This window comes from Candidatus Electrothrix sp. (assembly GCF_052785085.1).
On the sequence record NZ_JALAAI010000128.1, the window covers coordinates 1 to 10,128 of the forward strand.

General features: G+C 49.6%; 12 protein-coding genes, 2 pseudogenes and 1 riboswitch. Of the genes and pseudogenes, 13 read left to right on the forward strand and 1 reads right to left on the reverse strand.

Annotated elements, in window-relative coordinates:
• Positions 1-112 precede the first annotated feature (112 nt).
• From L2082_RS16110 to L2082_RS16140, 7 genes and pseudogenes are all read left to right on the forward strand, one after another.
• Entirely contained in the window at positions 113-301 is a 189-nt protein-coding gene (locus L2082_RS16110) for a Uma2 family endonuclease (RefSeq protein WP_446011959.1), read from the forward strand.
• Positions 302-617: 316 nt separating this feature from the next.
• Positions 618-1,048 (forward strand): annotated as a pseudogene (locus L2082_RS16115) (cation transporting ATPase C-terminal domain-containing protein).
• Between the two features lie 149 nt (positions 1,049-1,197).
• Positions 1,198-1,650 carry a hypothetical protein gene (locus tag L2082_RS16120; protein WP_446008510.1) on the forward strand — a complete coding sequence of 151 codons (453 nt, stop codon included), beginning with the start codon at positions 1,198-1,200 and terminating at the stop codon, positions 1,648-1,650.
• A gap of 149 nt (positions 1,651-1,799) precedes the next feature.
• Positions 1,800-2,054 (forward strand): hypothetical protein, encoded by a 255-nt coding sequence (locus L2082_RS16125; RefSeq protein WP_446011960.1) that lies wholly within the window; start codon positions 1,800-1,802, stop codon positions 2,052-2,054.
• Positions 2,031-2,202: riboswitch (cobalamin riboswitch) on the forward strand. Its footprint overlaps the gene before it by 24 nt.
• Positions 2,203-2,294: 92 nt before the next feature.
• Entirely contained in the window at positions 2,295-3,632 is a 1,338-nt protein-coding gene (gene thiC / locus L2082_RS16130) for a phosphomethylpyrimidine synthase ThiC (protein WP_446008509.1), read from the forward strand.
• A 139-nt stretch (positions 3,633-3,771) separates the two neighbouring features.
• Complete coding sequence (locus tag L2082_RS16135; RefSeq protein ID WP_446008508.1) at positions 3,772-4,239, forward strand: hypothetical protein; 468 nt, start codon at positions 3,772-3,774, stop codon at positions 4,237-4,239.
• An 85-nt stretch (positions 4,240-4,324) separates the two neighbouring features.
• Positions 4,325-4,663 (forward strand): hypothetical protein, encoded by a 339-nt coding sequence (locus tag L2082_RS16140; protein WP_446008507.1) that lies wholly within the window; start codon positions 4,325-4,327, stop codon positions 4,661-4,663.
• A gap of 10 nt (positions 4,664-4,673) precedes the next feature.
• Here L2082_RS16140 and L2082_RS16145 read toward each other — a convergent pair whose 3' ends face one another.
• Complete coding sequence (locus tag L2082_RS16145) at positions 4,674-5,540, reverse strand: YkgJ family cysteine cluster protein (protein WP_446008506.1); 867 nt, start codon at positions 5,538-5,540, stop codon at positions 4,674-4,676.
• A 197-nt stretch (positions 5,541-5,737) separates the two neighbouring features.
• On the opposite strand from L2082_RS16145, the gene def reads away from it, so the two are divergent.
• From def to L2082_RS16175, 6 genes and pseudogenes are all read left to right on the forward strand, one after another.
• Positions 5,738-6,268, forward strand: coding sequence for a peptide deformylase (def, locus tag L2082_RS16150; RefSeq protein WP_446008505.1), 531 nt, complete (start codon positions 5,738-5,740; stop codon positions 6,266-6,268).
• Positions 6,265-7,206 (forward strand): methionyl-tRNA formyltransferase, encoded by a 942-nt coding sequence (gene fmt, locus L2082_RS16155; RefSeq protein ID WP_446008504.1) that lies wholly within the window; start codon positions 6,265-6,267, stop codon positions 7,204-7,206. The genes def and fmt overlap by 4 nt, the downstream gene beginning before the upstream one ends.
• Before the next feature lie 20 nt (positions 7,207-7,226).
• Positions 7,227-8,426: a nickel pincer cofactor biosynthesis protein LarC gene (gene larC, locus L2082_RS16160; protein ID WP_446008503.1), complete on the forward strand. Its 1,200-nt coding sequence runs from the start codon at positions 7,227-7,229 to the stop codon at positions 8,424-8,426.
• A gap of 2 nt (positions 8,427-8,428) precedes the next feature.
• The gene (locus L2082_RS16165) at positions 8,429-8,887 is read left to right on the forward strand and encodes a phosphatidylglycerophosphatase A family protein (protein WP_446008502.1); all 459 of its coding nucleotides are present in this window, start codon (positions 8,429-8,431) and stop codon (positions 8,885-8,887) included.
• 50 nt (positions 8,888-8,937) lie between these two features.
• The gene (locus tag L2082_RS16170; protein WP_446008501.1) at positions 8,938-9,711 is read left to right on the forward strand and encodes an ABC transporter ATP-binding protein; all 774 of its coding nucleotides are present in this window, start codon (positions 8,938-8,940) and stop codon (positions 9,709-9,711) included.
• A pseudogene (locus tag L2082_RS16175) lies at positions 9,711-9,899 on the forward strand (ATP-binding cassette domain-containing protein); the annotation flags it as partial. The gene L2082_RS16170 and the pseudogene L2082_RS16175, both read left to right, overlap by 1 nt.
• Positions 9,900-10,128 lie beyond the last annotated feature (229 nt).

Consider the following 10,128-nt stretch of genomic DNA (forward strand, 5'->3'; position numbering starts at 1 on the left):
TCCGTGAAACATTAAAATTGCTTCCGCAAATTCCAGAAGGTATTTCTATTCAATCCATCGCTAATCAAGTAGCCGTTCTTGGGCGAGTTAATACGCCAGAAGAGGTGCTTTAATGGCGATGGTATTGGAAATATGCGTTGAGATAGTGTCTCCCTCCAATTCAAAAGGTGAGATGGAGGAGAAAATAGAACTCTATCTGGCAAAAGGGGCGCGTGAGGTCTGGATTGTCCCTGAAAAAGGTGAAACGGAATTTTATAGTTATGAAGGACGGATGGAAAAAAGCTCGGAGATAGCTGTTTGAAAAGGTGCTGTTTGTGTGCCGTGCCCGAACGGAAAAGTTGGTGACCGTCCGGGCAGGGTTATTGTAACGTTCCTGATACATAATCGAATGCTGTATTTCTGTTATCTTCGTTGGAAAGCAGTGCAGTATTGTGCTTTCCTTCAACTACATACGTAAGGATCTTTGGCAGGATACCCGGAATAATTTTTATTCTGGCGGCCATCTTTTTCGGCCTTACCTTGCCCATCCTGCCGGTGCAGATCCTCTGGACCAACATGACTACACCCGGTTTCTCCTGGGCCTGATGCTGGCCTTTGAACCCAAGGAGCCGGGCATTATGCTGCGCAAGCCCCGTGATCCTGACACCCCAATCCTGACCAGCGAGCTGATCATCAGAATTTTCTTGTGGGCACCTTGTTATTGATCGGTGCCTTTGGCCTGTTTCAATGGGAGTTGGCACAAGGGGCTTCCCTTGATACGGCACGAACAGTTGCGGTCAATGTCTTTATTATGATAGAGCTGTTCTATCTCTTCAACTGCCGGTCCCTGACCAAGAGCATCTTCCAGCTCGGATTATTCACAAATCTCTGGGTGTTTGCCGGGGTCTCGGCTATGCTGCTCATTCAGATGGTCTATACCTATGTCCCGATTATGCAGCAGCTCTTCCACAGCACGGCCATCGGTATTGGCTCCTGGGTCTGGATTATGCTGGCCGGGGTTATCGGTTTTTTGATTGTGGAGGCGGAGAAGAAGTTGCGGGCTGGGTGAACGGGGCGGGAACATGTGGGTTTGCAGTTGCTTTTTGTTGTCGTGACGAGAACCTGTTTTTGTCGTATTATCGAGCCAAAAGGCTACGGAATCTACAGCTACCAACAGGGTGGCGTTTCCATTTATTAAGATTTATAGCAGGAGAAAAGATGGAATTCACACTTGGGTTACCGGGTTTGACTTTAGGATTGATCCTTTTTGGAGCACTTCAATATCTTGCATCACTTTGTATTAGCGAAAGGCTCAAGACAACACTTCAAAAAGAGCACTCCGTTTTCCTTGAAAAATTGAAATGGGAAGTAAAGGCACGCGAACAAGCTGTCAGAGTTGCTGAGTATCTGGCACTTGCAAGAAGCTTGAAGGAAGACTCTCCCGGTTCTGATTTCAGAAAAGCAAACCAAATGTCATGGGAACTTGCCATGTGGCTTCCCGTAGATATTTACAGAGAAATGGTGAAAGCAATCACCAGTCCAAGTGAACGGGAAAATGAATTAACGACCGTAGTCTCTGTGAGAAAGCTCTTGCTAGGAGAAAAAGCAGGAAATTTAACCCCTGAAAATATTGGACATCATGCTCCAGGTATCGGCAAGAAAAATCGTTAGTAGAGTAGATCTGCTTGAGTGCAACGAAAGCGGATAACGAATTGCACAGGAAGAACCCGCTCTGCAAGAGGAGAATCCCTCGCTGCAACAGGAGAAACCCTTCCCGAAGCGGCAGAAATCACCCTGAAGCAGGAAAAAGTCATTCTGCTGTGGGAAAAAATGGTTCTGTAGCGGGAGAAAGTCACCCTGAAGCAGGAGAAAGAGGTTCTGAAGCAGGAAAAAATGGCTCTGTAGCACTGCAACACCATTTTCTCCCTCTGCACCCGCTTATCTTCCGGGAACTCCTTCCCTCAATCCAATGCAGGAAAACATTCCTGATCTTCGCATGCCTGCCCGCCACGCTTGCCAACACTTCAAAAGGTGTTTATAGTAGCCCGCAAACAACATACATAATCTTCAGTTAACGGAACACGGTGCGAATCCGTGGCATACCCAATGCTGTAACCCCTGAAGAGATCCTGCACATTTCATAGTCACTGTTTCTGAATAGAAGCGGGAAGGCTGTTGCAGGGCAGGGGAAGCCAGAAGACGAACTGAATATTCTATAACTATGGAACGCGATGGTAAAGGGTTCCGGAAGAGCAATTGCTCTGCCGGTGCCCTTTTTTTATTCCGGCAGGGCAAGCAGATAATGAGGTAACATCATGCAAACCCAACTCACCCAATTAGAACTGGCCCGAACCGGAAAAATAACCAAGCATATCAACATCGTTGCCCAGAACGAAGGGCTTGCCCCGGAGCTTATCCGAAGCCGGGTCGCAGCCGGAGAAATAGTTATTACCAACCATCCCCTGCGGCCCCAACAAAAAGTCGTGGGTATCGGCACAGGACTCCGTACCAAGGTCAACGCCTCCATCGGCACCTCCTCGGATATCTGTGATCTTGCCATGGAAGTACGCAAGGCAAAGATTGCAGAACAGGAAGGCGCAGATACTCTGATGGAGCTTTCAGCTGATGGGGATTTTGATGCCATCCGGCAGGCAGTTCTGGCAGCTACCAACCTGCCTGTGGGCACCGTCCCTTTGTACCAGGCATTTAAGGAAACCACAGCCAAGTACGCCAACCCTGGGAAACTCGATCCGGAATACCTCTTTGACCTGATTGAAAAGCAACTGGCTGATGGTATCAGCTTCATGGCGATCCACTGTGGAATTAACCAGTATAGCATTGAACGGTTGCGCAAACAGGGTTATCGTTACGGAGGGCTGGTGTCCAAGGGTGGCACCTTTATGGTGGCCTGGATGGATATCAATGGCAAAGAAAATCCGCTCTATGAACAGTTTGATCGGGTCTGTGGGCTGATGAAAAAATATGATGCCATCCTTTCTCTGGGTAATGGCATCCGGGCCGGAGCCATTCATGACAGTCATGATCGGGCCCAAATGGCGGAGATGATCATCAACTGTGAACTGGCTGAATTAGGCCGGGACATGGGCTGTCAGATGATGGTGGAAGGACCAGGACACGTCCCCTTGGATGAGATTGCTGGCAATATCATGCTGGAAAAACGGATGAGTGGCAATGCCCCCTATTATGTGCTTGGCCCTCTGCCGCTGGACAGTGGCGCAGGTTATGATCATATTACTGCTGCTATTGGTGCAGCCAATTCCTCCCGCCACGGTGCAGACCTGGTCTGCTATATCACCCCGGCAGAACACCTTGCCCTGCCTGATGAAAACGATGTCCGGGAAGGGGTTCGGGCTACCCGTTTAGCAGTGCGGATCGGAGATGTTGCCAAATACCCTGATCGTCGGGACAACGAAAAAGCCGCTGCAATGGCCCGACGGGATATGCGCTGGACAGATCTGGAGCAGTACCTGCTCTTCCCGGAAATAGCCAAAGAACTTCGGCAAGCCAAAATGCCGGAAAAAAGCGACACCTGCACCATGTGCGGTGATTTCTGTGCCATGAAAAAAGGCACTGAGGTTTTTCAAGATGATATGGCCGGAGACAAGATCACCCAGGCAAACAAAGCAGCCTAACCCACTAACTCACTGGAGTTAAGGAAGGGTAAGGAATAAAAGATGCATTCTCTGCTGTTTTCCATTACATTGCAAAGGTAGAGAATGTACTTTAGGCTCCAGAGCCGAAAAAAAAAACTCAACCCACAGGAGAACAGGTATGAAATTCAAACTCTTGGCATTAGGTATTGTCTTCGTATGCTCAAGCGTACTCAGCAGTAGCGGAGCATTGGCCCAAAACTGTCGAGCTGACCTCATCAATGGAGGGAACGGACAAATCCTTGCCAGCTATGACGGAAGAAACTGTAGCTCAGCCAGCAGGCGCTGTAACAAAAGATTACGAGAGCTACGATTTCAAGACCCCCAATCTTATAGAGATGCCTACTGTGATGTAGTGGATGATAATATCCCTAATGTGGTCCCAAATCCAGATCCCCAACCTCCTGTGCCACAGGGCCATGTTGTCCGTTCCTATGACCGCTGTCAGGCCCCTGGCATTGTTCGCTGCACCCAGGAATGGTCTGACGGAAGGATTGTTACTGAAGACTATCAATGTACTGGCTGTAGAGGATATGGCAACCCGGCAGGCGACCCCTGCGGCTGGAAGTGCTCCTTCCCGCAAAAATAGCCTCATCACAACCTGACCCCAGGCAGCTACATTACCAATAAAATAATCTTTAAGGAATGATCTTCAGACAACAGAGAGGTACTTCATGATGATACTCGGAAAAATTCTCGTATTTCTTCTCGGGATGTGCGTCGCTGTCCAGGTTGTAGCTGCCTTTTACCGAATTATTGATCTCTGGTACACCATTTCCAGCAAATACCCAAGTGTCATCAAAGGCCTTTTTTTCTGGGGTGGTATCAGTGGCCTGATTGCCTTGTTCGTGGGCCAGAGCCTGCGCCCGGCCTTTCTTTGGGGCATGTTATTTTATCTCCCTTTTTATCTTGCCAATTTCTATCTTTTACAAGGGATTATAAGATATCGCTATCATAAAGATGAGCAAGCAATCCATGAAGAAGCTGGAGACCATCAGGAGGAGATTCTTTAACCTTGCCACCTCAACCTTTATTGGCTTTTACAAGCAATTCAAGCTCACAGGCTGCGGCATAGGCATTGATTTCCTCTTTGGCAAATTGTACATAAGGACAGTCGCTTACTGCAAGCAGAGAGTTTCTCAGCATATATCGCCTCCCCTGTTCCAAGGGTTCAAGAATATAACTAAAGATCTGTGGACGACGACAGACCTGGGGGCGCTGACTGTACACACTGCAACGTCCGCTTTGCTCAAGGGCTGGACAGGATGAATTTTTAGGCAGAATCATACTCCAGCCGTTGTGCCAGTGAAAAAGTTCAGGGCTACCAGCTTGTTGAACAGCCTGATAAAAAGGGTGCCCGTCAATCAACAGGCAGGATTCGTTCAGTGCTGCATGACACCGGGTATCAGGGGTATCATGCCGGGCTTGAAGGGCAAAAAGCCCGGTTTCTTCTGCCTGCAAAGGAATCTCAAAAAATGCCTGTTCCATGTCCTGTTCCGGGCCAACACAACAAAGTTGACAATGGCAGGGCGCACAAAGCAGAGAATTAATTGTTTCCAATTCTGCTTCCATAATACGTTGATTGATCAAAGCGGTGCAGGCAGTCACTGCATCCACGGGCTGACCAGCTGTATCCACGACCTCTTCCGGCAATTCGTTCTCTTGCAGTTTTTCCAGCACCTGTAATTGCTTAAGATAGGGACGTATTGCTTTATCCGGGGCTGGATAGACGGTATAGGCCGTCTCAATCGGCTCGGTCATCCCAGCAATAATATCTTCAACCTTTGCCCCTGGCCCGCTAAGCTGATACATAAACTGGACCATAGAAACCAACGGCAAAACCGGCTGCTTGAGCAATGCCAGCCCATCTTGTAAATCTTCTTTTTTCACCCTTTGTTCTCCTGTTATGAATCTGAAATTGTTTTCAAGAGTACACAAGATGGCAGGCGAACACAAGGAAGACCAGTGTTTTTTCTATGCAGCTGAAGTTGCCTTTCTCCTTTACATCAGGCACAAAAATTATTAGTTATCAGCATACGGAAAAGGAATGCATATATTTTTTCACGTTCACGTCTGACATACAAAAAATGGCTATCAGAGAAATAGTAACCTACCCTGCTCCGGTTCTCCGGGAAAAAGCAGTAAAAATAGAAACATTTGACGACAAACTCCAGGAATTGGCCGATGATATGATCGAAACCATGTACCATGCCCAAGGCGTGGGGCTGGCCGGAAACCAAATCGGCATTGCCCGGCAAATCGTGGTTATTGACATCTCAAACCATGAAGGCGAAGAAAGCAAAGTCCAAAACATTGTTATCATCAACCCAGTGATTTCTGAAGGTGAAGGCCAAATTCCAGACCAGGAAGGGTGTTTAAGTGTTGTGGAATACAGTGCCAAAGTGGATCGTTTCCAGAAAATCAGGGTCACCGCCCAGGATGTTGAGGGAAACGAGCTGGATTTCATAGCCCAAGACCACTTTGCCCGCATCATCCAGCACGAGGTTGACCACCTGCATGGGACATTATTCATTGACCGGATAAGCAGTCTGAAACGGAGCCTGTATAAGAAAAAGCTGAAAAAAATATTAAAAAACAAGAGGAAGGGTAAAGAATGAGTGATGCTCTGCGTATAATCTTCATGGGTACCCCTGAATTTGCCGTGCCCAGTCTTCAGGCCCTGCTTGACTGCCCAGACCAGGTCGTTGCAGTGGTTTGTCAGCCGGATCGCAGGCAGGGACGGGGGAAAAAGCTCTGTCCGCCACCTGTAAAAGTCCTGGTGGAAGAGGCAGAGATCCCGGTCTTCCAACCGACCTGTATCTGTGATGATGCATTCATGGGAACAGTCAGCGACCTCCAGCCAGACCTGATCGTAGTCACTGCCTATGGCAGGATCCTGCCTGGCCGTCTGCTCAATCTCCCCCGTTTGGGCACCATTAATGTCCACGGCTCACTCCTGCCCAAGTACCGGGGGGCCGCACCAATCCAATGGGCTCTCATCAACGGCGAAAGCGAGACAGGGGTCACCATTATGCAGATGGACAATGGCGTGGATACCGGAGACATCCTGTTGCCAATCACCATGCCGATTACAGAGGACGATACCAGCGGTACCCTTTTTAGAAAACTGGCTGACCTGGGCGGCCAGGCCCTGTTCGAGGCCTTGTCGAGGATCAAGCAAGGCAGTCTCAGTCCCATCCGACAGGATGACAGCTTGTCCTGTTCCGCTCCTATGTTGAAAAAAGAGATGGGCCAGTTGGACTGGAGTCAATCAGCACAGGAACTGCATTGCCTGATCCGGGGTCTTGATCCCTGGCCCTCTGCCTATAGTTTTATTGACAAACGGCGCTTCCGTTTCTTCAAACCCCAGGTTATTCCAGGTGAGGTCACGGAAAAACCAGGAACCCTGTGTCGGGCTGACAAAAACGGCGTGCTTGTAGCCACTGGTCAGGATTATCTCCTGGTCCGGGAAATCCAGCCAGAGGGCAAAAAAAGGATGTGTGTCCAGGCCTGTATCTGCGGGATGCAACTGCCTGTTGGCGAACAGTTTACCTGAAACTTTTACCCGACCTGCTCATGTCGTCTTTACGCAGGAAAATCTGCTTTCTGGATTGCTTTTCCGGGATCAGCGGCAACATGTTTCTTGGTGCCTTGCTCAATGCCGGGTTATCGCAGGAAACCCTCCTGGCCCCCCTTAATCAGCTGAAACTTCCAGGCTGGAAATTAACCTCTTCCCTTTGCTCCGCATCTGGTTTGCAGGCCACCTTGGTTCAGGTTGAGGTAGATGAGACCGGAGGGCATCGCCATCTTTCTGACATCCGCACAATCCTGGAGCAATCAGAGTTGGATCCTCTTATTAGAGAGCGATCCCTTGCTGTCTTCACCCGTCTGGCTGAGGCTGAGGCCCATGTCCACGGAACCACCCCTGAAAAGATTCATTTTCACGAAGTTGGGGCACTGGATGCCATCATTGATATTGTGGGGGTGGTTGCCGGTCTTGACCTGCTTGGTATAGAGGAGGTGATCTGTTCACCACTCCCTCTACCCCATGGTGGTTGGGTCCATTGCCAACACGGAGATATCCCCTTGCCTGCCCCGGCAGTCTGCGAGCTTCTCAAAGGTTTTCCAGTCTATGGAGTGAAGCTGCAACAAGAGTTAGTCACCCCGACAGGTGCGGCATTAGTTGCTGAGCTGAGTAAATCTTTCGGTCCCATGCCGCCCATGACCCTGGAACAAACCGGTTACGGTGCAGGCAGCATGCAACGCCAGGATGGGCGACCTAACCTCTTGCGCCTGATGATGGGACGTAAACAGGTTGCTGAGGAGGCTCAGCAGGTGGAAGTCATTGAGACCCATCTGGACGACTGGAACCCGGAACTCTGGCCCCATGTTGCGGCCAAACTGATGGAGGAAGGAGCCTTAGATATCAGCCTGACCCCTATGCAGATGAAAAAAGGACGGCCTGGTTTTCTCCTTTGCCTCCTTGCTGATCCGGCCCATGCGATGCATCTCAAAAATATCATCCTCAGCGAGACCTCTGCCATTGGCCTCCGTTTTCACACGGTTCAACGAATGACCCTGCCCAGAACCATCATTGAGCTGACAACCCCCTGGGGGACAGTACGGGCAAAAAAGGTACGTAGCTCAAGGGGGATAAGGATTACCCCGGAATATGAGGATTGCGTCAAGCTGGCAGAACACCATAATATCCCTCTTCAAACAATGTACACTGCAATTGCACAACGTACACAACAACATCCCGATACTCCCGAATAATTATGGATAAACTCTTTCTGTTCATAGCTACTGGTGCTTACAGTGGTTACCTGCCCAAGGCTCCAGGAACCTGGGGATCATTAGTCGGCGTTTTTCTCTGGCTCCTTGGATTACACAGGCTGGACCCCACGACCTATGCAATTATGCTGGCAGCCATCCTTCTGATTGGTACGGCTGCTGCCGGGGCTGCGGAAAAAATCGTGGACCAGGGTGATCCCGGCTTAGTGGTCATTGATGAGATCCTTGGCCAGCTGATTACCCTGGCCCTGGTGCCCTGGCATCCCTTGACTGCCCTTGCAGGCTTTGCCCTGTTTCGTTTTTTCGACATCCTTAAACCCTTTCCAGCAAGCTGGCTTGATCAACATATTCACGGCGGTTTGGGTATCATGCTCGACGATGTGATGGCCGGGATCTATGCCCTTCTGGCCCTCCAAGGCCTGATCTGGCTGGTGGGCAGTTAATATGCATCCGCTACACCTCTATAACCTTATCAATCTGAAGGAGACAGGGAATGCCCTCTCTGCTTGAAGTAAAAAACATGACCCATTATTTTGGGGGACTGCGTGCTGTCCATGATTTCAGCCTCCAGATTGAGCCAGGCCAGATCCACGGCCTGATCGGCCCCAACGGCGCTGGCAAGACCACGACATTCAACCTGATCACCGGGGTGCATACGCCCACCAAGGGGACTCTGACCTTTGCAGGCAAAAATATCCGGGGCAAGGAACCCCATTGCATCGCCTCAATGGGCATTGGCAGGACCTTTCAGAACCTGCTGCTTTGGCGACACATGAACGTACTGGATCATATCCGACTGGCCCATTACTCCCAACTCAGCTACGGCCTGTTTGATGCTTTTTTTGCCACTCGGAAATATCGCCAGCAGGAACAAAAGGTTACGGAGCATTGCTATCGCCTCATGGAGACCTTTGACATCAGCCGCTTTGCCGACCAGATCGTGGGCAACCTGCCCTATGGAGCCCAACGTCGGGTGGAAATGGCCCGGGCCATGGCCACCAATCCCAAGATTCTCTTTCTGGATGAACCCACAGCTGGTATGACACCGGATGAATTAGTCAGGATGATTGCTATTATCCGTCAGGTCCACCGGGAATTCGGGGTGGCTATCTTCCTGATTGAGCATCGGATGAAATTTGTTATGGAACTCTGCGACGCTATTCAGGTCCTGGTTTTTGGTGAGGTCATCGCCCAGGGAGCACCGGAAATTATTCAGAACGATCCTAAAGTCATTGAGGCCTATCTGGGCACGGAGGATATTCATTAATGCAGCTTGTCGTTGAAAATCTCTCGGTTGCCTACGGCAATATCCGGGCCCTGCACGGAATCAGCTTTGCTGTGGACCAGGGTGAAATCGTTACCATCATCGGGGCCAACGGGGCAGGTAAGAGCACTACCCTACGCGCCATTTCCCGGATGATTCCCGCAGAAAAAGGGTCAGGAATTGACTTTATGGGCTAATGGCACGACTTTAAGGCTTGGCCTTTATGAACGAGTTGTATTTATTGAGAATTCAGAAAATTAATTTAGCCACAGATGTCATAACATATTGACACGGCTATTGATTTCTTGTAATAATGAAATTTTCACATCAATAAGCTACAGAGAGACATATGACATTTTCAAAACCAATCAAAAAAATCGGTCACCAAATTAACAAGCTAAAAGCCCGCTTCTGTCAATC